We start from the raw sequence: 21671 nt of genomic DNA on the forward strand, positions 1-21671 counted from the left end.
GTCCTCATCTAGAACTCCCTGTCGAGGAGCATGACCGGCACGGACTCGCCGGCCGGTACGTCGGAACGGTCCTCGCGAAGGACGATCAGCGCGTTCGCCGCCCCCAGGCCGGCCAGCAGGTGCGAACCGGCGCCACCCACCGGCGTGACCCGGGTCCCGTCCTGGTCGGCGATGAACTGCCCGCGCAGGTACTGTCGCTTGCCCGGTGCGGACTGCACCGCCTCGGTGAGCCGGGCGCGGAAGAGCGGCCGCGACACCGGCGAACGGCCGATGAGCCGACGCAACGCGGGCGCCACGAAGACCTCGAAGGAGACGTACGTCGACACCGGGTTGCCCGGCAGCGCGAACAGCGGGGTCCGGTCGGAGCCCACGAAGCCGAAGCCCTGGGGCTTGCCCGGCTGCATCGCGACCTGCCGGAACTGCATGGCCGGCTCGCTGCGCAGCGCCATCTTCACCACGTCTCGGGTGCCCTTGCTGACCCCGCCGGACGTGATCACCAGATCCGCGCGGACCAGCTGGTCCTCGAGCGCCTCGAGGAACGCGGCCGGATCGTCCGAGGTCGACCGAGCGCGGTAGGCCACCGCGCCGGTGGCCCGGACCGCGGCGGTCAGCAGGAACGAGTTCGACTCGAAGATCGCACCCGGATGCAGTGCCCGACCCGGCTCGACCAGCTCGGCGCCCGTCGACATCACCACGACCCGTGGCCGTGGCGGCACGACCACCTGGTCGATCCCGACGGAGGCGAGCAGCCCGATCCGGCGCGGGTCGAGCATGTCACCGGCACGCACCAGGACGTCGCCCTTGGTGACGTCGTCGCCGATGGGTCGCACGTGCTCGCCCAAGGTGGGGGCGCGCCGCACCTGGACCTGGGTCACCCCGGCGTCGGTCCACTCGACCGGGACCACGCTGTCGGCGCCCATCGGCACCGGCGCTCCCGTCATGATCCGCATGGACGTGCCCGGCGACAGTGGGTGCGCGCTGGGCGCGCCGGCATGGATGTCGCCGGTCACCGGCAGCGACACCGGCGAGTCGGTGGTGGCCGACGCCACGTCGGCGTACCGGACGGCGTACCCGTCCATCGCGGAGTTGTCGAAGATCGGCACCGACCGCGGCGAGAGGACGTCCTCGGCCACCGGGAGCCCGACCGCCTCCAACAACGGCTGCGGGTACGCCGACAGCGGGCGCACCTGCGCGAGGATGTCGGCCAGGTGCGTGTCGACGCTGATCGGTCCGGAGGGCATGCCTCGAACCTATCGAGCCGGCTGCTCGCCGGTGCCGGAAAGCACCGTGCCGTCGTCGATCCGGCCGTGATCACCGGCCAGGCTCACGTCACCGACGACGCGGACGTCCCCACCGAAGGTCCAGTCGCCCTCGACCACCAGCGACTCGGCCTCGCGCATCGAGGGCACCCCGGAGGGGAATCGCTTGTCGAACTCACCGACCTGCTTGTAGACCGGCGCGAGGTCGACGTACGGCAGCCGCTCCGCTGTCTGGTCGAGAGCGAACTCCGCGGTCAGGTCGTAGGCGTCCGAGCGCAGCACCAGGAGGTCGTTGGTGGTCTTGACGGGGACGAACCGGTCACGGCCGACCTCGATGGTGCGGGCGCCGTCGAACACCTCGATCGCGGCACCCATCGCCGTCTCGATCTGGATCACCTCCGGACTGTGCGGGTCCTGCGGGTCGACCGTCTTGTTGTTGCGGATCAGCGGGAGCCCGAGGATGCCGTCACGGCGGTCGAGCTCGTCGCGCATGGCCTCGAGGTCGAACCACAGGTTGTTCGTCGAGGTGAAGCGGTGCCGATCGAGGTCGGCGAGCGCCTCCCGGTCGGCCGGCAGCGTCTGCGCGGTCTCACGGAGGATGATCCGCCCGTCGCTCCTGCGGATCGCGAAGTGACCGCCCTTCTTGTCCGAGGCGGTACGCCGGACCGCCTCGATCGCGAACGGCGCACCCGAGGAGGCGAACCAGCCTGCGACCCGGGCATCGGGCACCGCGCCGAGGTTGTCGGAGTTGGAGACGAACACGTAGCGGTAGCCGCCGTCGATGAGCTGATGCAGCAGCCCGGTCCCGAGCAGCGCGGTGTAGAGGTCGCCGTGGCCCGGAGGACACCACTCCAGCTCGGGGTCCGGCGTCCAGCTGATCGGCGTCAGATCGCTGGCGCGCAGCTTGGGCTCCTTGTTCTGCAGGAACTCCAGCGGCAGGCCCGGCACCGCGAGCTCGTCGTACCGTGCGAGCGCAGCGAGGGTGTCGGCGGAGGTCCGGAAGCTGTTCATGAAGATCAGCGGCAGCGGGGCGCCGTACTGCTGGCGCAGGTGCAGCACCTGCCGGGCGATCACGTCCAGGAAGGACAGGCCGCGCCGCACGCACAGCAGCGACTTGGCGCGGTCCATCCCCATGGACGTGCCCAGTCCGCCGTTGAGCTTGATCACCGCGGTGAGTGCGATCGCGTCAGCACCGACCTGGTCGGGCACCTCGATGTCGGCGAGCGCGTCCATCTCCAACGGCTCGATCGCGCTCTCGGGGATCATCCCCGTCTCGCCGAGCTCCAGCAGCCGGTAGTAGTGCGCGAAGACCTCGATCGCGGTGGCGTCCACCCCCGCGTCGGCCATCTTGTCCCGCGCAGCCCTCAACCCCGTCTCACTCATGAGGTCGATCGTAGGGTGATTGCGTCATGAATCACATCGAGGCCCAGAAGCTGGCGCTGCGAGACCAGATCGTCACCGCCCGGGGGCGCATCGGCGTCGCCGAGATCGCCGCACGTGCGCGAGCCGTGCGCGATGCGTTGCTCGCGAGCACCGACGTACGACGTGCCGCAACCGTGGCCTGCTACGTGTCGGTGGGACGTGAGCCGGGCACCGGTCCGATCCTGGAGGCGCTGGCCGCGGCCGGCAAGCGGGTGATCCTGCCGCTGCTGCAGCCCGACGACGACCTCGACTGGGGCGTGTACGACGGACCGCAGTCGCTGGCCTCGGCCCGCCGTGGTCTGCTCGAGCCGGTCGGGCCCCCACTGGGACCGGACGCGGTGGCGACCGCGGACGTCGTGCTGGTCCCGGGCCTGGCCGTCGACCGCACCGGCCTGCGGCTGGGCCGGGGCGGCGGGTCCTACGACCGGGCGCTGGCGCGCGCGACCGGCCTCAGCGTCGTCGTGCTCAACTCCGAGGAGGTCGTCGACCGGGTCCCGGCCGACGTGCACGACCGCCGGGTGGCCGCGGTGGTGACCGAGATCGGGTTGTACCGGCTCGACGCGAGCCGATGACGTAGGATTGGCAGTCGACGAGCCCGAGTGCCAGTCAACGGCGCCGACCGCGGCGCCGCCCGGGCTGTTGAGTCAGACAAGGATCGCCCACGTGCCCACCTACCAGTACTCGTGCAAGGACTGCGGACACTTCTTCGAGGCCTTCCAGAACTTCAGCGACGACTCGCTCACGGTCTGCCCCGAGTGCGGCGGCCCGTTGCGCAAGGTGTTCAACGCGGTCGGCGTGGTGTTCAAGGGCTCGGGGTTCTACCGCAACGACAGCAGGTCCAAGTCCAGCAGCAGCGATGCGCCGTCCACCAACGGCAACGGATCCGCCAAGCCGCCCTCGACGAGCAGCCCCTCCACGGACGCCTCCCCGTCCCCGGCCGCGAGCACGAGCACGAGCAGCGCCTCAGCGAGCTCAACGAAGACCAGCTCGGACTGACCCGAGCCCACCGGCCCACTCGGGCGGCCTGTGGACAACCGGGCGGTGCGGCCCTGTTCCATGTCAGCCTCGCAGGATGAACTCTCTGTCTCGGGCAACCCGCCGGATCGACCGACTGCGCAACCGGGTCCTGTGGCACCGCCGACCGCTCGCCGCGGTCGCCGCCGCAGCCGCGGTGTACGTCGGCCTGCACGCCGCCACCGCGCCGCCTCCGCGCACGGTGCCGGTGTGGACGGCGGCCCACGACCTCCCCAGCGGAGCCGTGCTCGAGCGGACGGACCTCGTCCGGCGGCAGTTCACCCCGCAGAGCGTGCCGGCGCAGCGACTGCGCGACCCTCAGGTCGCGATCGGACACACCGTCGCCAGTCCGATCGGCGCGGGCCAGGCCGTCAGCGCTACCCAGCTCGTCGGGATGGGCTGGCTCGACGACCGACCGGGGATGTCGGCCGTCCCGGTGCGGGTGACCGACCCCGGCGTCGTACGACTGCTCCACGTGGGCGACCGGGTCACCCTCCTCGCCGCCGACCCCCAGCACCCGGCCTCGGCGCCGGTGCACATCGCAGCCGACGTGCTGGCCATTCCGAGCACGTCGGACGGCTCCAGCGCGCTTCCCGGCCGGCTGGTGCTGGTCGGCGTCGACCGGGGCAGCGCCGAAACCGTGGCGCGCGCCTCAGTGTCGCAATTCCTTACTGTGCTCTGGAACAAGTAGCGTGTCCTCGGACAAACGATGCCCTCCTCTCGGGGGTCAGTAAGGAGAACTGAAGATGCTCAAGGGATTCAAGAACTTCCTGATGCGCGGTGATGTCATCATCGTGGCCGTCGGGCTGGTCGTCGCCCTGGCGTTCAGCACGCTGATCAGCGCGTTCACCACCAACATCATCAACCCGCTGATCGCAGCCGCCCAAGGCGGTAAGTCAGGTCCCGGTCTCGGCTGGCAGCTCGTCAGCGGCGGCGGGGACGGCACCTTCCTCAACCTCGGCGCGTTCATCTCCGCCATCATCTACTTCATCATCTTCATGGCGGTGGTGTACTTCCTGATCGTCGTCCCCTACAAGTCGGTGATGGCCCGCCAGGGCAAGGTCGTGTTCGGCGACCCGGCACCGACCAAGGCCTGCACCGAGTGCCTCTCCGACGACCTCGACCCCGCTGCGACTCGCTGCAAGCACTGCGGCGCGGCCCAGGGCGCAACCGGTCAGCACTCGGCGGTCACCCCGCCCGCCTGACCCATGGCAGCGAGAACGCCCCGGAGGGAGACCTCCGGGGCGTTCTTCGTTCTGGCCCATCGCGTCCCCCGCCAGGCTCAGCCGTGGTGGGGCGGCACCTGGCTGCGGAGCCACTCGTCGCTGTCGAGGTTGCGCTCGGACGGGTCGTCGAGGTCGTCGCTGGTCTGCTCGGGCAGCGACTCACCGAAGATCCGGGCAAGACGGCGCCGGCGCTCCTCGCGTTCGCGCGGGCTCAACGGGCGCTCGGTCACCGAGCACCCTCGAGGGCGCGTGCGGCGTCGAGCCAGCCCTGGTCGAACGCCGGACGCGAGGCACTCCACCCGGTCTGGGCCGCGAAGTGCTCGGAGCTGATCCGCAGCGAGCGTCTCAGCGGCTCGACGCGGGGACCGGCGAGGCGCTGCATCAGCGGCCCGAAGAACGCGCCCTCCGGCCCACCTGCGTGCGCAGCGCAGGCCGCCACCAGGTCCTGGCGGCGGACCGGCTCGGCGCCAACGTTGTAGACCCCGCTCGGCGCGCTCAGAGCGGAGAGGACCGCGGAGCCGAGGTCGTCGGTGTGGATCAGGTAGCTCCAGCTCGCCGGCCCGCCCAGACCGATCGGGCGGCCGCGTCCTGCCGCGCGCAGCAGGTAGCGGGTGGCCGGGTCGTCGCCGACGATGGTCCCGAACCGCAGGATCACCCCGGCCCGGGAGTCGCAGGCGTAGCGCTGCACGTGCGACTCCGCCACCGCGGCCGGCTCGGTCGCCGCGGTGATCTCGATCGGGTGCGACTCCCGGATCCAGTCGTCCCCGGCGTCGGCGTACACCAGGCTGATGCTCTCCTGGACCACCCTCCGGACACCCGCGCGGGTGGCCGCGGCGACGATGTTGGCCACCCCCCGGGTGTGTAGCTCGTCGTTGCGCTTCCATGCGCCGGGCCAGGCGGCGGCGTAGCCGAACGGCACGTGGGTGGCGAGGCTGACCACCGCGTCGGCCCCGGCACACGCGGCAACGAGGGACTCGACGGACCACAGGTCGGCAGGCCGGGCGGTGGCACCCATCGCGTCGACGACCTCGTCGTTCTCGGGTCGCCTGGTGAGCACCACGACGTCGTGACCGTCCTCGACCAGCACGCGTACGGCGGCACGCCCGATCACCCCGGTCCCCCCGGAAACCACGACCCTCACGTGCTCATCTTGCGATAACGAACCGATAACGGCAACTCTGACGCGGCGCCCCAGGCGCGCCGCGCGCCTGGTGGACTAGGCCAGTGCGGCGCGCACCTCGCCCGCCGCGCGCTGCCCGGCACGCACGGCGCCGTCCATGTAGCCGGTCCAGTACGTCGAGGTCTCGGTGCCCGCCCAGTGCACCCGACCGTGCGGGCGACGCAGCCAGGGTCCGTAGGAGGAGAGCACCATCGGGCCCATCACCGCGACCGGTCCGCCGCGGGTCCAGGCTGCGCGGTTCCAGTCGTGCTCGACGTACTGGATCGGGTGCAGCGCCCGGTCGCCGAACATCTGCGCGAAGCCGGCGAGCACCGCCTTGCGGCGCGCGTCCCGCGCCTCCAACCCGTAGTGACGCCAGGTGGCGCCGCCGACGAAGGCCAGCAGCACGCCGCACGAACCGTCGGCCGGTGAGTTGTCGAACACCGCCCGGGTCGCGCCATGGTCGCTGATGCCGAAGCCGTTCAGCCCGTCCTTGCGCCAGAAGGGGGTCTCGTAGACGGCGTCGCACTTCATCAGGTTGCCCATCTGGAGGTGCCGCAGCAGTTGGGTGCGCTGCCGGGGCAGCGCCGGATGGAAGTCGATCTCGGCCACCAGCGGAGGTGGGCAGGCGACGATGACCCGCTTGGCGCGGACCACTCCGCGGCGGCTGTGCACCAGCACGTGGTGGTGGCGCTGGACGATCCGGTGGACGGCGGCGTTCAGCGCGACCCGGCGGCCGAGCCGGTGCGCGAGCCGCAGCGGGATCAGCTGAGACCCGCCCACGAAGCGCGACTCCTGCGCACCGCCGGTGGTGTTCGCGTTGCGCTCGAAGGTGCCCTTGTGCTGGGCGTTGCCCGAGCACGCGATGTACCAGAGCACGAACAGCAGCGAGAGCTGGTCCGGGTCGGCGCCGAACCCCGGCTCGGTCCAGCACTCGATCAGCTTGATCACGTTGTCGTCGATCGCGTTGGCACGGATCCACTCCCCTGCGGTCATGGAGTCCCACTCGGCGGCCTTCGGGTGCTTCCACGGGGCGGTCACGTCGATCTCGGCCGCCATCCGGTCCAGTCGCGACTGCAGCAGCAGTGCGTCCGGCGCGAGCAGCCCGAGCTGGGTGGTCGGGACCGTGCCCGAGTAGGTCTGCCGGTTGTTGCCGGAGATATAGACGCTCTTGCCCTTCGTGTACTCCTTGAAGGTGCGCACGCCGAGCCGCTCCGCGAGAGCGGCGATGTGGTCCTGGGTCGGCCCGATGAAGGCGCCGCCCGACTCGATCACCGAGCCGTTGCGCAGTTCGTGGTTCAGCACCCGGCCGCCGACCCGCCCGCGCGCCTCGAGCACCAGCACGGAGTGCCCGTCGTGACGCAGCCGCGTGGCCGCCTCGAGCCCGCTCAGCCCACCGCCGACCACCACCACGTCGACCTCGCGAGGCAGCCGACCCTCGAGGGCTGCGGCGTCGACCTCCTCCCAGGTCAGGCCGGCGAGGGCGACGCCGCCCAGTGCCGCTCCGCCCAGGAGGGTACGACGTCCGATGGGCTGGTCCATGTGCTGAGCCTCCGTGGTTCGTGGCTGGTCAGGTCACGGTGACCAACGAGGGAGGTCGCCAAAGGCTAAGGGAGCCCTTGCGAAGGGGTCAGGCGCAGAGGCCGACGTTGTGCGCTGCCTGGATCTGTGCCGGCGTGGGGCCACTGGTCGACGTCCTCGGCGAACCGCCCCCCGTGGACGAGTGGGAGCCGTTGCCGCTCTTGGTCTTGCCGCCCGTCGAGGCGCCCGGCTTGTGGGCGGCGTTGATCACCTGCGAGTCGAAGGACCCGCCGAGTGGCTTGTCATGGATGATCCGCGACCACAGCTGATGGGCGCGCGGCGCCCAGACCAGCCGGTTCGGATCCGGTGGGTACGGCGCGAACGGGACCGTGACGAACTTGATGTGGTCCAGGCCGATGGACTTCAACGACTCGCCCAGCCCCACGAGCGAGCGGAGGTGGCTGAAGCCCTCGTCGGTGATCAGCGACTTCGTCGCCGCGTCCAGGAACTTGTAGAGCTTGATCGGGTTGGCCAGGGTGCCGGCCGACACGACCTGGTTGATCATCGAGGCGATGAAGGACTGCTGCCGCTTCATCCGGCCGATGTCGGAGCCGTCGCCCACGCCGTGCCGGACCCGGACGTAGTTCAGGGCCTGTTCGCCGGTGACCTTGTAGGTGCCCGCCGGCAGGTGGATGTTGCTCTGCGGGTCGTCGATCTGCTCCGGCACGCAGACCTGCACGCCGCCGAGCGCGTCGACCATCTCGCGGAACCCACGGAACTTGATCACCACGAAGTGGTCGATGTGCACTCCGGTGAGCTGCTCGACGGTCTTCATCGTGCACAGCGGGCCGCCGATGGCGTAGGCCGCGTTGAACTGGGTCAACTGGGCCGGCGCGACTCCGGTCGAGGTCTTGCACGAGGGCCGTTGCACCATCGCGTCACGCGGCAGGCTCACCCCGTAGGCGAACTTCCGGTCGGCCGACAGGTGCAGCAGGATCGTGGTGTCGGAGAGCCCGGGGGTGGCGCCGCCGATCTGCGGGCCCTGGCCCTTGCGGGTGTCGTCGCCCATGACCAGGACGTTGATCGGACCTTTGACCACCGCGGCCGGACGGTTGCCGAGGTCCCCGGAGTTGATCTGCACGCCCGTGATGTTGCCGTCGAGATGCTTGATCACGAGGTACAGGCCGGTGGTGACCACCAGCAGCAGCACGCCGAGGCTGACCAGGACGCGTTTGAGCACGCGGCGTGGGCGTGTCGGCCGGATGGCATGGCGCGCTCTGGACATGAAACCTCGGGGTGGAGGCGGGCACGCGCCCGCTCGGGCTGAACTCCCATTGTGACTCCTGGGCGCAGGCTGCCCAAATCGGCGGCCGCCGAACCCGACCTGCCGCCCCGGGCAGGCGCGCGACCGTGAAAGGATGGCTGCCGCGGTGCGGGGTCGCGCCGCGGGCCCCGGTAGCTCAGTGGATAGAGCAGCCGCCTCCTAAGCCGAGGGTCGCAGACCGGATTCACGCTGAAACCGACACGCCCGGACGTTTCCGCGCTACTCCCGCGCTACTGATGGTCGGTTCGCGCTACGTCGGAGCGATCCGGAGAAGGCTCAGAGCGCGGTCGGTCCGATCCGGTGTTTCTCTCCCGGATGTGCCCTGAAACTGGATCGTCCTCAGCCGCACTGACGGCCACTCTCATGAGGTAGATTCGGCGTCGCAGTCCCCAACCCGGTCAGTACCGGGGAGGGTGACCGGCCCGAGAACGGCCCAGTGGTCCGCCATCTGCTAGCGAACGCACTCAGTGCGTGGCTCAGAGCAGCGGCGCATGACCCGGCTAAAGGTTCTGGCTCAAAGGTCAAGGTCCACCACCAGCATCACGGTGGACCTGGCGTGCCTTCCATCCACACGGGAGGTCACCGACCCATGCCCACCAAGAAGTCTCTATCTGATGAGGCGGTCTCAGGCCGCACCAGCAAACCAGAACCGCTCGCCTACACGCTAGATGCGGTCTGCGAGCGGCTGCCCGGTACGACGAAGCGGCAACTCCAGCGTTGGATCGCCAAGGGCCACCTGAAGGTCAGCAAGCCTGCGGGCAAGAGCGGCCCAGCGTTCATCGAGCGTGCCGAACTGGAGCGGTTCCTCCGCGCCGGTCGCAACGCCTGACCCACTGACTCCGCCCCGCCAGTTCCAACGGCCTGCCGACTGGTCGGGGTGGTTTCACATCGCAGGTGGGCCGCCGAGGAGAACTACATGAACAAGAGCGAGATCACCACCGCGCTCGACCAATGGACCGAGGCGAGCGAACTGCTCGCCAACGCGATGCGTGCCACGGGGCACCACGACCTGATCCGCCACGCGGACACCGTGGCCTCCACGACGCAACTCATCTCCCGTGTCGTCATCGACTGTGCCGCCGATCTGACGGACTCACTGCCACAGTCTCGGCCCTCACTTGCGGTGGTGTCCGGCTCCGCTGACAGATGACCACATTGCCACCGATCTGCTTGTCCAACACGGCAGTCAGATCGGTGGAGAAGGCTCATTCGTAGGTCGCCGTCGATAACCGACGTCGGCATTCGAGAGGAGTTGCACATGAGCCGAGGAAGGGCTGCTGTCGGTCCACTGCGGCAGGTCCGCATGTCAGAGGAACTGTGGACGGAACTCCATCGGCTGGCCGTGTTGCAGGGCGTGCCTATCGCCCAGGTGATCCGCCAGTCATGTGAGGAGTACGTCCATCGGGCCGGTGGAGGCCGAGCCGCATGAGCAATCAAGACCCACTGATCGTCAATGCCCGGACCGTACGTGCGGCCACCGCACAGGTCCTCCGCGAGAACTACGAGACCGAACGACAGGAAGCACAGGAGATGGCCAAGAAGGAACGAAACCGCAACGGTGTTGTCCGCCGCAGGCCCAACGTCGAGAACACCAGCCGCATGATCGATGAGGCCGCGCGGGCAGTGAATGAGGCGCTCGACGCTCTGGCGGTCGCCAATCAGCGTGCCGAACAGATGCAGCAGGGCGGCCAAGCCCAGCGCGTGATTGATGCGCGTCGCCAGCAGCGTGGAGGTGGTCCGCGATGAACATCGGTGACAACGCTCCCAGCGTGTACCTCGATCAAGTCGAGGAGTTCGCGGACAACTTCAACGGGACGCCCAAGCAGGAGCGGAACCTGTCGATGTTCAAGGACAACTATGGGCGCCACGTGCTGGGTCAGATGAAGTCCATCTACGACCACACCGCCGACCGCGTGGCAAAACTGGAGGAGTCACTTCCTGAGGAAGCGCACGTGTTCACCAATGAGGTCCGCGACCGGACCGACGCTCTGGAAACGGGCCGGATGGACCTTGACGAGTTCAAGCGCTGGCTCTCGAACAATGCCGGACCAATGCTGCGGCGACTCCGCGAGGAGCACGCAGCGATGGTCTCCGCCGAGGATCAGGCCTGGACGGAGGTCGACATGACTCCCGCCGAGTGGCAGCGCGCTCAGGCTCGCCGTTCTAGCGCGCTGTTCAAGACAGGACGTGCCCTGCCCCGACTGACGCGGGAAGTGCTCGATGGCACCGAGTTCCCCGAGTTCCACTGACCCACGCCCAGATGTGAGTTGCGAGGCAGTGGCCCACTCAAACCACTGCCCCGCGCATCGAGGAGGAGAACCTCAGATGAGTGATCCAAGCCTACGAGTTGCACGAAGCATCCCGCTGCCTACGGGTGACGAGCCGGAAGCATGGTTGCTCGACACCACGCCGTGGCGACAGGTGTTCAAGGTGTACTTCGAGAAGCCATATCCCTTCCACTACAGCCCAATCGGTCGCAGGGTCCGGCTGCTCATGCCGACGCGCGGACTCATGCGGGTGGATCGGCTGCTCAAGGAACTGGCTGACTACGCACGGACAATCCCGGACGGTGGGGTGAGTCTGGGCCTGTCTCCGGAGTGGTCACCGCAGGAGAAGGCCACGGTGATGCTGGTTCAGGTCATCTGTGAGCCGGACACCAACTACATCGCCTACACCGTCTGGCCCAACGGTCGGGTGGTCGCGTTCAGCGGTGCCTTCGAGGAGCCCTACAACCAGCGCCGTTCCTGGCACCCGTCTGTTCCGTGGGGCGGCCTGTCGTGACTGCGCATCGAGTCCGGGAGTACGTCTACACCGACCAGAAGGGCAGGCCGAAACTCCGCAAGATCAGGTTCGACCCTAAGGACTTCCGGATGGAGTCATGGAGTGAAGTCGGCTGCGCGTGGGTGAGCGGCACCAGTCGTCAGGAGGGGTTCAAGGACAAGGCTCTGTACCGGCTCCCTGAAGTGCTGTGGGCACTGCGAGCGGGTGCTCCGACGTACCTCTGTGAAGGTGAGAAGGATGCCGATGCCGTCACGTTCGCACTCGGCAGCCAAGGTGTGGGGACAAGTCACTGGCAGGGAGCGAACAAGTTCACCGCCGAGCAAGCCGGGTGGTTCTCTCGTGGCATCGGTCCCGTCCCGGTCGTGGTCGACGTGGACAACGCTGGTGCGCTCAGCGGTCTGATCCGTCGTCGCCAACTGCTCAACAACGGCACCAGCGGACGACGGATCACGATGCTGGCCCCACCCCGACCGTTCAAGGATGCTGCGGACGCGATCACTGCCGGCCACACACTCGATGACTTTCGAGAGGTCGCCGTGCCACTGCTCTACCTCGTCGCAGACAGGTACATCGAGGAACGCAAACAGAAGCGCACCGAATCCGACTGGTACGGCACCGATGGTCGCCTGCTTCTGCCCGAGGGGTGGGGCAAGTGAACACGGCATACGTGCTCCTCGCAGTTCAGGCGGTGTTCGGTGTGCTGAATGTGTATCTCGCGTTCCGGCTGGCAATCCCCCACCACCCCACAAACCGGCAGACGCCCGCACTCCGGCGTACTGCCAATCGCGGGAGGAGTGCAGTCCCGGTAGTGCTGCGCTCCTCCCGCACCACCCTGATCCCCGGAGGGGTGAGCGTGGACGGCTCGCTTGCCTCTCCGGGCTCCAAGCCGTCAAGCCGTCATGGAAGGAAGTGAAGTGACATGAGCAAGACCAAGGTCAAGTGGGACCTCAACGACAACGTCGAGGCACGACGTGCTCGCGATGTCTGCGGTGAGTGCGGGAGCAAGGTCGGCCCGGATGGAGGCATGAAGTTCAGCGGTGACCCAAGCGACCCGCTGGACGGTGCTCCCGATTACGACCTGTGCGGCGAGTGCTGCGCCAACCTGACAGCGCTCGCCAACAGCGCGCACCCGCACTACTACGTAGATGCTGAGTGGCTGGCCCGGTACGGCGATGACCTGATCGAGCGTGCGCAGGTCCGGCGCAACGGTCGCTGGGAGTCCATGCCGGAACTGCCGGGCTCGGGCGATTGGCTCGGGTCCAACGGCTTCGCGGAGTTCTACAAGTCGGAAGCCGGACCGCTGGGCATCAACGTCTACGTGAGGAACGGTGCGCTGCCCGGCTACTACGTGACTGTCCACGACTTCGATGCGAGTCCTGGCGTGTACGCCGACACTCTCGCCGACGTGATGGACGTGCTGAGCCAGTGGCTTCCGGTGATCTCCCATGCGGCCCTGCTCGACGTTGCAGATGCACTTTCCAAGGGCCACAACCACCCGGACCGGAGGCGCGAGCCGCGCAACACGGTCGAGTCGCTGATGGACCTCATTCGGCACGCCGAACGAGCGCGCTAGCCCATGCCTGACCTCCACACGCGATCCAGAGCGGAGCCAGCCCAGAGAGTGGCTGGGGACTGGCCTTCGCTCGATCACCCCAACACTGAGGAGAACCGGGATGCCTAGTCCCAGCAACAAGCGGCGCAAGCCTGCGCGCTCCACTCGCGCGCAATCGAGTGGGAACGTCGTCAGATGGCCCGGACTGGAGCGGGACAAGCCGGACCGGCGAACACTCAAGCATGCGGTGTCGCTGACGTCGTATGAGAGCAAGCAGGTTCGATGGGTCTGGGAAGGACGCATCCCGCTCGGCAAGATCACAATCATCGACGGCGACCCGAACATGGGCAAGTCCGTCATCGCCAACGCTGACCTTGCCTCTCGGGTGACGACGGGCTCGGCCATGCCTGACGGCGGTGATGGTCTGGGTGAGCCACGTTCGGTTGTGCTCGTGGTGGCAGAGGACGACATCGGCGACACCGTGCGGCCACGACTCGAAGCAGCAGGGGCAGACCTCGACTACATGTTCACGATGCCCGTCCAACGCAACGACGCCGGGCAAGTCATCCCGCTCACGATCCCGGATGATCTGGAGCGGCTCCGCGAGGTCATTGAAGAGGTGGATGCAGCACTGGTCGTGATCGACCCCATCACCGCGTTCCTTTCCGAATCCATCAACAGCCACAACGATGCCAGCGTTCGCCGTGCGCTCTCACCCCTCAAGGAAGTGGCCGAGGAGACTGGCGCTGCCGTCCTGCTCGTGCGTCACCTCAACAAGTCCGGCGACGCCAAGGCCATCTATCGGGGTGGTGGGTCGATTGCGTTCTCTGGTGCTGCTCGGAGCGCGCTGGTGGTTGAGAGGCTCCCCAGCGACCCGGAGTGGTCTGCGCTTGCCCAGGTGAAGGGCAACCTGTCGAGGAAGTCGCTCACGATTAAGTACCGGGTCGTGAGCGCTGGGCCAGAGGGCAAGGTCGCAGCGATCGAATGGGGCGAGACCTGCGAACTTTCGGCGGATGACCTGCTGAGCAAGCCGGATGCCCGCAAGAACGCACCAGCCCGCACCGAGGCCAAGGCATTCCTCATGGACGTGCTCGCCGATGGGCCGCTGCTGGTCGCTGTGGTCCAGAAGCACGCCACTGCGGCAGGCATCTCATGGACCACGGTGAAGCGAGCCTCCACAGAGTTGGGCGTTGTCAAGGAGACCAGTCGCAAAGCCACCGGCAAACGCCAGATCGAGGGCTGGGTGTGGTCACTGCCCAAGGGGTTGAAGTCCGCGACCGAGAACTAGGGAGCGATCTAGGGAGCCCTTAGCAATAAAGGTTCTCTAGATACCCCTAGATAACAAGAAGTATCTAGAGGGCCGAGGTTTCGGAGGCTCCCCTAGATCAAATCAAGGGAGATCACCGAATGAAGAAGCGAAAGAGTGCCGCCGAGGAGAGCAGGCCGAAGGGCACGCCAAGCCCATCAAGCAAGAAGGCCAAGAAGCCGGGGTCAGGCGTGGATGAGGGTGTGAAACGCCTTGCTCCCAAGGACCGACCAGTGAGGGAACGGAAGCGGAAAGGGCCACGGTGCGCAGCGATCAAGGCCAACGGGCAACAGTGCCTGGGCGCACCGATCAAGGGAGCCACGGTGTGCCACAAACACGGCGGTGGAGCACCAGCTGTGAGGGAGAAGGCAAACCAACGACTGCTCGAAATGATCATGCCGGCCATGCGTGAACTGCGCAGGGTCATGGAGTCCAAGACCGCAAGCGATGCAGACAAGTTACGCGCGGTGTCCATGGTGCTCAACCGCACCGGCTACTCCGAGAAGCAGACCATCGACATAGGGCTGCGTCCGCCGAGCGAGTGGGACCAGCTCACACACGGTGGCGCATTCGAGTTCGATCGCTCGGAGATTGAAGCTGCCGTCGACCATCCTGTTCTGGGTGGTGGGGATGACCCCGACCTCCACGCACTCGCCAAGATCAGCCGTGATGAGGCAGACCGGGACACGTACCTCCAAGGCATCGATGACTCGGAGGTCGTCCGGGGTGAAGTCGTGGACCCCACCCCTCGACCAACCAAGGGCAGCCGGACCTACCGAGGACGCACGACCTCAGTCGGGCCCATCGAGTTCCCGGCGACCGGCGATCCGAGGAACCGGGGAACGGAGTTCGACCCGGACCCCGGAGGCCGGTACAACCCTCCCCGCTCCCAATGGGAACGGTACGAGACCGAGGACGACGGGTGATCAACCCCTGCATCCGGCCCGGAGGAGCGCTGTCACGGCTTGCAAGCGGTCTCCCGGCCCGATCCCCTGGGCCGGAGGGTCGAGACCGTGACAGGCGGGCAGTCGCCCAGCCGTCCGGAGGAGCGTCGCGGGCTGTCGTTCGTTACCCCGCGACTGGCGTACCTTTCAAGGGGAAGTGATTGAACGTTCAATCACTAACCCGAGGAGAACCGATGAACGAGAACTACCCGCTAGGCGGAACCCTCGCCTTCACCGCTGACGATGAGGCAGACCTGTCCTTCACACCCGCACCGATCACCAAGTCCGACGCGCTCGGCATCGCCATGGACTTCTGCGAGGCGAGCGAGCCCGAACGTGAGGCACTGCTCGCAGACCTGGGCCCGGTCATGCTCAAGCGAAGTCTCGTGATGCTGTCGAACGTGGCCCATGGCGCCGGTGACCACGACGCTGCCCGGTACGCGCTCGACCTCCGCGACCGGATCACCACCACCAGCGAGACCAAGGCCGCGTCATGAGAGCCGTGGGATATGCGCGGCTGTCCAAGTCCAAGCGCCACAAGGACGGCAGCATCCAGCAGGACCCGTGCTCCATCGAGGCACAGCGTGGGGCTATCGAGCGTGCGGCTGAGTTCAATGGCTGGGACATGCTCGGCATGTACGTCGACAACGGCAAGACCGGAGCCAACACCAAGCGTGACGGTCTACGGGGTGCCCTTGCTGTCCTGAGTGGTGGGGATGCCGACATCCTCGTCATTGCTCGGCTCGACAGACTGACCCGAGACACTGCCGACTTCCTCGACCTCGTGAAGTTGTCGACCAAGGAGGGTTGGGCACTCGCAGTGCTGGACCAGAAGGTCGATACCTCCACTGCTGTTGGGCGTCTGATGGCACGGACCCTTGCGAGTCATGCCGAGTTCGAGCGTGACCTCATCTCCGAGCGGACGCGTGACGCACTCGCCGTCCTCAAGGCACAGGGCAAACAGTTGGGCAAGCCGAGTCAGATCAGCCCAGAACTGGAGCGCCGGATCATCCGGCTCCACAAGCAAGGCAAGTCCGCATCGGCCATCGCTCGCAGGCTCTCAGCTGACGGCATCGAGACTCCGACTGGCAAGGACACCTGGCACCACTCCGTGATCGTGGACCTCATCAAGCGGAATGCCGCATGACCGCGCAGTACGGCTGGCGAGCCTGGACGATCACGACAACAGCAACCTCGGGTGGGACAAGCGGACCAGTGCTCGGGAGCCCGTTCCACTCGACCTTCATCACGACCGGCCCAACCATCCTGGCCTGTTGTGGGTGGGGGATTCCCCATGATGCTCCGGACCCGGAGTGCGAGTGCGGCATCTACGCGATGACCAACAGGGCCGACCTGCCGTTGTGGTGCTACCCGGCTGAGGTCGTAACCCGGCTGGCGCTCCACGGTCCTGTCCTCCCCGGACTGCAAGACATGGCACAGGGCGCATTCCCCGGTGAGGTTCGTGCTGCTGGCGCGACCATCGTCGGTCCCTGCTACATCAGCCCGCACAAAGCGCATCACGCCCAAGCCCTCGCCGAGCGATACGGCACCGGATTCAAGCCAGACCCTGCGCTGGCGGCCCAACCGTCGGCACTCACCTCAGCACTCTCGCTCCTGCGCCCCACCAAACGGAGGACGGCATGAGGCCGGTGAACATGGACCGGCTCCTCAGCAGCCGCTTCCGGGTCCATCGCATCTTCCCGATCAGCCAACCCAGCCCACAGCGGGCAACCTGGCTGGTCCGGTGGCAGGACTACGCGGGTGGCATCAAGCAGATTCGCCACTTCCCCACCGAGGAGGAGGCACTTGCCTTCCGGAACCACCTAGCCCGAGAGCAGGAGCGGACCCAGAGCGAGCGCAGCAAGCAACGGGTGGCCGGGCATCCGCCTGCCAATCCCCATCGGTCGAGGGGTGGGGGTGCCAAGCCACCCGAACTCATCAACCGCAGGGAGCAGCCCCGACCCGGCCTGTGGGTGACGGTCACGACCGCATGGCGCGATCACCGCACCGTCTACACAGTCGCAGTCGTCACAGACACGGGCGAGCCGATGCGCAAGCCAACCGAGCACACAACACCTGCCCGAGCACGTCGCGCAGCCAACAACCTGTACGCCCGCTACACCGAGGAGAACTGACATGGCCCGACCAACACGAGCATGGGTGCGCGCAAGCCACAGGAACAAGCTCCCAGACGGGACTACGCGAGCCCGCAAAGACTGCCGGTGGGAGGTCGTGTACCCGAACCCGGACGACCCGAAGCGCCGCAGGACCAAGGGTGGGTTTACGAGCAAGGCAGCCGCGCAGGATTGGGCCGACGAGCACATCGGCAAGGTCCGTGCTGGCGAGTGGATCGACCCGAGCAAAGGCACGATGACGTTCGGTGTGCTTGCCGATCAGTGGTTCAACTCCCAGCACTTCGACCGGGAACGGACTCGCTACAACCACAGCAAGATGTTCGAAGGCAACAACGCGCTCATGACGACGTTCCGGAACATGCCAATCGGGGACATCACGCCGACCCGAGTCAGCACCTTCATCAAGGAGACGCGACAGGTCAGGGCAGCCCAGACTGTCCGCCACCAGTTCTATGCCTTGCGGATGGTGCTGGACTACGCAGTCGCCGAGGACCTGCTGCTGGTGAACCCGGCTCGCCGTGTGGACGTGAAGCGGCTGCCCCGGCCTGCCGACATGAAGGAACACGAGCGGAAGCGCGACCGCCTCACCAACGCGGACGTTGACAGGCTCGTTGCTGTGCTCCCGGAGCTATACGACATGTACGTGCTGCTCCTCGCTGCTACCGGGATGCGTCCGGAGGAGATCAGCGGCCTGACCATTGGTGCGGTTGACACCGAGGACCACACCGTGTCTGTTCATGAGGTGGTGGTGGAGATTCGCGGTCGGATCGTTCGGGAGCCCAACACTAAGACACCCAAGAGCCGCCGCATCATCGACCTGGACCCGTACGCGGGTGAGGCGCTGGCCCGATATGTGGATGAGCACAAGCGCCGAGCCGCCAAGTGGTTCAACGAGCACCCTGAGCACGACCACCCCGGAGACGACCTGCCGCTGTTCGTCGGCACTATGACGGGCAGGCTCAACGAGAAGTCACCACTGGAACGGCTCGACTACTCAAAGCCCATCCGGCACAGCGGCTTCTACAAGCGCTACTGGCGCAAGGCGACCCGTGCCGCGGGCCTGCCTGACAGTGTGCGTGTGTACGACCTCCGCCACTTCCACGCCAGCACGCTCCTCGACTCCGGCATGTCGATCAAGGATGTGCAGGAGAGGCTTGGTCACGCCAACCCGACCATGACCATGGATCGCTACTGGCACAGTCGGACCGATGACGAGGCTCGCCGTCTGCGCATCAAGCAGGTTGCGGAAGCGATGGGCCGGACCACGCCCAAGAACGTGACGCCGCTCAATAGCAAACGCACCGGGTGACCCCAGCCGACGACCTGCCCTGCGTCACACACGACGTGGGGCAGAGTCACAGCCGGTCCCAACCCGCCGATAGGCTGACTCGGCAACCATGCCCTGGTAGCTCAGTGGATAGAGCAACTGCCTCCTAAGTAGTTGGTCGCGAGTTCGACTCTCGCCCAGGGCACTCAGTGCTCATCCGGTGGTTCGACCTTTTCCAGGTCCACTGACCAGTAGTTCTCAATCATGCGCTCGATGGTCTCCGTAGACACCCACTCGCCCGGAGGCAACGAGCGCTGGACCTTCTCCGCAATGTCTTGGTTGCGCATCACGATGGATGTGTCATTGACGATGTGGACCACGTCCTGGATCGCAGCCTCGATCCGATCCCACAACTCATCTTCGGTCACGTCGATCAATCTCCACTCTCAGTCCGGTCCGTTCCAGTCGAACTCGTGTTCATCGCACTCGCGAGCCTCACGGTCATATTCGGTGCCCATTTCGGCAGCCGTCATCTCGTCATAGTCGAGGTCGAGTCCGCACGCGTCGCAGTAGAAGTTGGCCGCATATGCGATCTGATCGATGTGTCCGCCGTGATAGATGAACTCATCGATGTCCACCTGCTCGTAGTCAAACTCCGGCTGGCCGATGTCACGCAGTTCGCATGACACGATCCCGGTCTGCTCGCATGCCGGGCACTCATACGGCTCCTCGTCGTTTGAGTAGAAGGCTCGTGTGGAGAGCGCATTCAGGACAATCGCGCGCTCGCTCGCGTCGAGTCCCGCTAGACGTGCTTCCAGACGGCTCTTGGCTGCGGCGATCTTCATCTCTAGAGCAGCACTGATCTGACTCGACTTCTCATCGAGGAGTGTGTCCACCACTGACTCCATGTCAGCCCAGAACTTGCTGCGGTCTAGTTCCAGCATCCTGATGAGCGGCTCGATGAGCCTCACCATGATCCGCGCTGACTCTCGTGCCACTTCATCCGTGGTCAAGGCCAAGTGCGCACCACCGTTGCGGGCAGTAAACAGCGCCTGGTCGGCCTGCTGTGTGTACGGAAACGAAGGGACCAGTTTGGCGCAGCGCAGACATGCTTCGTGTGCACCGATCGTCTTGATCTCATGCGGGTCGCACTTGGCGAGCATCCCCAAGCCGGTCAGGTGGAGCATCGTGTCGAGGTCACAGTTGCGGTCAGCGAGGAGCGCAGGACTCAATGACGCGAGCATTGCTTTGGCCATGTGCTCGACCGCTACCCCGGCATCAATTGCCCCACGCACCTGGCCGTGGTCGCTGGTGACGTGGATGAGTGCGGAACGTGCGTACGCAGCCGCCGACCTGCGGAACCTGCCCGAGGTCTGTTGTACGAATGTCGGAGTTGTCACGCGCGTCAGTCTCGCTTGTTCAACCCGTTAGCGCAGGCGAGTTGCGACGACCCCTCTCACGGTGTCGAGGGGTGGGGAGCCGGAATCGGACCGGACCGACCTCGCAGCCCGTGAGAGGCCCTGACACGGGCTTGTCACGAGCCCTCCCGGTCTCCCCGAGCCCGGTTCCCGCGCTCCTACGGCGCTCCTGATGGTCGGATCGGCGGAAACGATGTTTGTCGGCGCGATCCAGCGAGATACAGCCCGATCACGCGTGGATATTGGGGATTCGGTGACTCGCGGGTCTTGCCCGGATCGGACTGAATCGGGCTGGATCAACCTGCCGAGCGGACTCCTAAGCGAAAGGTCGCGAGTTCGACTCTCGCCCGGGGCACCCACCTCCTCGGAACCGGGCGAGCGGCTGCCGCGTCGAAGCGGCGTGAGGCTCGTCCACTCGCTCGTCGTGTGCACGCTCGTGCTCGCCTGCTCCGCGTGCAGCGCAAGCCCGCAGACCGCACCGCCGCGCTCGACGAGCACGCCGACCACGCGAGCATCGGCGACGACTCGGTCGGCTCCGACGACGCACGACAATCTCGTCGCGACCCAGAGGTTCTCGGCCCGACTGCTACACGCCGTCCCGATGCCGCGCGGAGCACGCGAGTGGCGGGACTCGCCGACGGCCCACTACCGGCACGGCACTGTCGGCATCGGACCGTCCGACGCCACCCTCACCCGCACCACCTGGTGGACGGTCCCGGCCTCGGCGACCTCGTTCAGCAACTGGCTGCGCGCCCATGCCCCGCATCGTCTCACCGCCGACTCCGATGGTGGATCTGTCGAGGCGGGCGGGATCTGGGAGGACGACCAGGCCTTCCGCGCGTCGGGCTCGATGACGCACACCCCCGCGTGGGTGAACTTCGCATTCATGCGGTACGGCGCTGGTCTCGTCGTGCGGGTCGACACGTTCGTGGGCGCCCGGTTCGCGCGCACCACCCTGGTGCCTGCAGACACGAACTCTGTGACCATCCGACACACGGTCCGTCACCTCGGGCCACACGCCCGGCCGCACACGACGACCCGCACCGTCACCGGGCCCGCGGCTGTCGCCCGGCTCGTCGGGATGGTCGACCATCTGCCGGGCGCGATGACCGTGCCGTTCGTCGCCTCCTGCCCGGGGGCCCTGGTGGAGGAGAGCTACCGGATGACGTTCGCCGGCCCGCACGGGAGCTATGTCGCCGCCCTCCCGAGTACGGCGTGCTGGCCCCGGCTCGTCCTGCTCCGGGACGGTCTACGGTCGTCCCCTCCCCTCGACCCGGGTCGTGTCTTCGCCCGAACGGCGGATCGCTACCTGGCGCAATTTGCTAACTCTAGTTAGGTCACCT

Annotated in this window: 26 protein-coding genes and 1 tRNA gene; 19 read left to right on the top strand and 8 right to left on the bottom strand. The window is 66.9% G+C overall.

The genetic code is table 11. The features are described 5' to 3' along the window. Positions 1-8 precede the first annotated feature (8 nt). Both glp and Q9R13_RS08845 read right to left on the bottom strand, forming a co-directional pair. Positions 9-1241 carry a molybdotransferase-like divisome protein Glp gene (gene glp, locus Q9R13_RS08840; protein WP_310964733.1) on the bottom strand — a complete coding sequence of 411 codons (1233 nt, stop codon included), beginning with the start codon at positions 1239-1241 and terminating at the stop codon, positions 9-11. A gap of 9 nt (positions 1242-1250) precedes the next feature. Then, the gene (locus tag Q9R13_RS08845) at positions 1251-2642 is read right to left on the bottom strand and encodes a UTP--glucose-1-phosphate uridylyltransferase (RefSeq protein WP_310964734.1); all 1392 of its coding nucleotides are present in this window, start codon (positions 2640-2642) and stop codon (positions 1251-1253) included. 26 nt (positions 2643-2668) lie between these two features. Between Q9R13_RS08845 and Q9R13_RS08850 the strand changes: the two genes are divergently transcribed. The 4 genes from Q9R13_RS08850 to Q9R13_RS08865 all read left to right on the top strand — a co-directional run bounded on the left by Q9R13_RS08850 (position 2669) and on the right by Q9R13_RS08865 (position 4900). After that, positions 2669-3253, top strand: a complete 585-nt coding sequence (locus Q9R13_RS08850) for a 5-formyltetrahydrofolate cyclo-ligase (RefSeq protein WP_310964735.1) — start codon at positions 2669-2671, stop codon at positions 3251-3253. Between the two features lie 91 nt (positions 3254-3344). Further along, on the top strand, positions 3345-3677 hold the full coding sequence (locus Q9R13_RS08855) for an FmdB family zinc ribbon protein (protein WP_310964736.1): 333 nt from the start codon (positions 3345-3347) through the stop codon (positions 3675-3677). 76 nt (positions 3678-3753) lie between these two features. Further along, complete coding sequence (locus Q9R13_RS08860; RefSeq protein ID WP_310964737.1) at positions 3754-4386, top strand: SAF domain-containing protein; 633 nt, start codon at positions 3754-3756, stop codon at positions 4384-4386. A gap of 55 nt (positions 4387-4441) precedes the next feature. Beyond that, the gene (locus Q9R13_RS08865) at positions 4442-4900 is read left to right on the top strand and encodes a large conductance mechanosensitive channel protein MscL (protein ID WP_310964738.1); all 459 of its coding nucleotides are present in this window, start codon (positions 4442-4444) and stop codon (positions 4898-4900) included. Between the two features lie 77 nt (positions 4901-4977). On the opposite strand, the gene Q9R13_RS08870 is transcribed toward Q9R13_RS08865, so the two are convergent. The 4 genes from Q9R13_RS08870 to Q9R13_RS08885 all read right to left on the bottom strand — a co-directional run bounded on the left by Q9R13_RS08870 (position 4978) and on the right by Q9R13_RS08885 (position 8841). Next, positions 4978-5151, bottom strand: coding sequence for a hypothetical protein (locus tag Q9R13_RS08870; RefSeq protein WP_310964739.1), 174 nt, complete (start codon positions 5149-5151; stop codon positions 4978-4980). Beyond that, positions 5148-6062 carry an NAD-dependent epimerase/dehydratase family protein gene (locus Q9R13_RS08875; protein WP_310964740.1) on the bottom strand — a complete coding sequence of 305 codons (915 nt, stop codon included), beginning with the start codon at positions 6060-6062 and terminating at the stop codon, positions 5148-5150. Before Q9R13_RS08875 ends, Q9R13_RS08870 begins: the two co-directional genes overlap by 4 nt. A 75-nt stretch (positions 6063-6137) precedes the next feature. Next, positions 6138-7622, bottom strand: coding sequence for an FAD-dependent oxidoreductase (locus Q9R13_RS08880; RefSeq protein WP_310964741.1), 1485 nt, complete (start codon positions 7620-7622; stop codon positions 6138-6140). Positions 7623-7710: 88 nt separating this feature from the next. Beyond that, positions 7711-8841, bottom strand: a complete 1131-nt coding sequence (locus Q9R13_RS08885; RefSeq protein ID WP_310964742.1) for an LCP family protein — start codon at positions 8839-8841, stop codon at positions 7711-7713. 673 nt (positions 8842-9514) lie between these two features. Here Q9R13_RS08885 and Q9R13_RS08890 point away from each other — a divergent pair. The 14 genes from Q9R13_RS08890 to Q9R13_RS08955 all read left to right on the top strand — a co-directional run bounded on the left by Q9R13_RS08890 (position 9515) and on the right by Q9R13_RS08955 (position 19115). Then, on the top strand, positions 9515-9754 hold the full coding sequence (locus Q9R13_RS08890) for a helix-turn-helix domain-containing protein (RefSeq protein ID WP_310964743.1): 240 nt from the start codon (positions 9515-9517) through the stop codon (positions 9752-9754). Between the two features lie 87 nt (positions 9755-9841). Continuing rightward, entirely contained in the window at positions 9842-10075 is a 234-nt protein-coding gene (locus Q9R13_RS08895; RefSeq protein WP_310964744.1) for a hypothetical protein, read from the top strand. 275 nt (positions 10076-10350) lie between these two features. Continuing rightward, complete coding sequence (locus Q9R13_RS08900; protein WP_310964745.1) at positions 10351-10671, top strand: hypothetical protein; 321 nt, start codon at positions 10351-10353, stop codon at positions 10669-10671. Further along, entirely contained in the window at positions 10668-11174 is a 507-nt protein-coding gene (locus tag Q9R13_RS08905) for a hypothetical protein (protein ID WP_310964746.1), read from the top strand. The genes Q9R13_RS08900 and Q9R13_RS08905 overlap by 4 nt, the downstream gene beginning before the upstream one ends. A gap of 76 nt (positions 11175-11250) precedes the next feature. Further along, positions 11251-11706, top strand: coding sequence for a hypothetical protein (locus Q9R13_RS08910; protein WP_310964747.1), 456 nt, complete (start codon positions 11251-11253; stop codon positions 11704-11706). After that, positions 11703-12362, top strand: a complete 660-nt coding sequence (locus tag Q9R13_RS08915) for a hypothetical protein (RefSeq protein WP_310964748.1) — start codon at positions 11703-11705, stop codon at positions 12360-12362. Before Q9R13_RS08910 ends, Q9R13_RS08915 begins: the two co-directional genes overlap by 4 nt. A gap of 263 nt (positions 12363-12625) precedes the next feature. Beyond that, complete coding sequence (locus tag Q9R13_RS08920) at positions 12626-13279, top strand: hypothetical protein (protein WP_310964749.1); 654 nt, start codon at positions 12626-12628, stop codon at positions 13277-13279. 100 nt (positions 13280-13379) lie between these two features. After that, positions 13380-14546 carry an AAA family ATPase gene (locus tag Q9R13_RS08925; RefSeq protein ID WP_310964750.1) on the top strand — a complete coding sequence of 389 codons (1167 nt, stop codon included), beginning with the start codon at positions 13380-13382 and terminating at the stop codon, positions 14544-14546. Positions 14547-14665: 119 nt separating this feature from the next. Next, entirely contained in the window at positions 14666-15490 is an 825-nt protein-coding gene (locus tag Q9R13_RS08930; protein ID WP_310964751.1) for a hypothetical protein, read from the top strand. A 212-nt stretch (positions 15491-15702) separates the two neighbouring features. Beyond that, positions 15703-16005 (top strand): hypothetical protein, encoded by a 303-nt coding sequence (locus tag Q9R13_RS08935; protein ID WP_310964752.1) that lies wholly within the window; start codon positions 15703-15705, stop codon positions 16003-16005. Next, positions 16002-16655, top strand: a complete 654-nt coding sequence (locus tag Q9R13_RS08940) for a recombinase family protein (RefSeq protein WP_310964753.1) — start codon at positions 16002-16004, stop codon at positions 16653-16655. The genes Q9R13_RS08935 and Q9R13_RS08940 overlap by 4 nt, the downstream gene beginning before the upstream one ends. Positions 16656-17148: 493 nt before the next feature. Next, positions 17149-17643 carry a hypothetical protein gene (locus Q9R13_RS08945; RefSeq protein ID WP_310964754.1) on the top strand — a complete coding sequence of 165 codons (495 nt, stop codon included), beginning with the start codon at positions 17149-17151 and terminating at the stop codon, positions 17641-17643. A 97-nt stretch (positions 17644-17740) separates the two neighbouring features. Further along, entirely contained in the window at positions 17741-18952 is a 1212-nt protein-coding gene (locus Q9R13_RS08950) for a tyrosine-type recombinase/integrase (protein WP_310964755.1), read from the top strand. A gap of 90 nt (positions 18953-19042) precedes the next feature. Then, positions 19043-19115, top strand: a tRNA-Arg gene (locus Q9R13_RS08955). Between the two features lies 1 nt (position 19116). On the opposite strand, the gene Q9R13_RS08960 is transcribed toward Q9R13_RS08955, so the two are convergent. Together Q9R13_RS08960 and Q9R13_RS08965 are read right to left on the bottom strand one after the other, a co-directional pair. Continuing rightward, positions 19117-19338, bottom strand: coding sequence for a hypothetical protein (locus Q9R13_RS08960; RefSeq protein ID WP_310964756.1), 222 nt, complete (start codon positions 19336-19338; stop codon positions 19117-19119). Positions 19339-19356: 18 nt separating this feature from the next. Continuing rightward, positions 19357-20310, bottom strand: a complete 954-nt coding sequence (locus Q9R13_RS08965; protein WP_310964757.1) for a hypothetical protein — start codon at positions 20308-20310, stop codon at positions 19357-19359. Positions 20311-20929: 619 nt separating this feature from the next. Between Q9R13_RS08965 and Q9R13_RS08970 the strand changes: the two genes are divergently transcribed. After that, complete coding sequence (locus tag Q9R13_RS08970) at positions 20930-21664, top strand: hypothetical protein (protein ID WP_310964758.1); 735 nt, start codon at positions 20930-20932, stop codon at positions 21662-21664. Positions 21665-21671: the final 7 nt, after the last annotated feature.

The organism is Nocardioides marmorisolisilvae (assembly GCF_031656915.1).
Lineage (GTDB): Bacteria > Actinomycetota > Actinomycetes > Propionibacteriales > Nocardioidaceae > Marmoricola > Marmoricola terrisoli.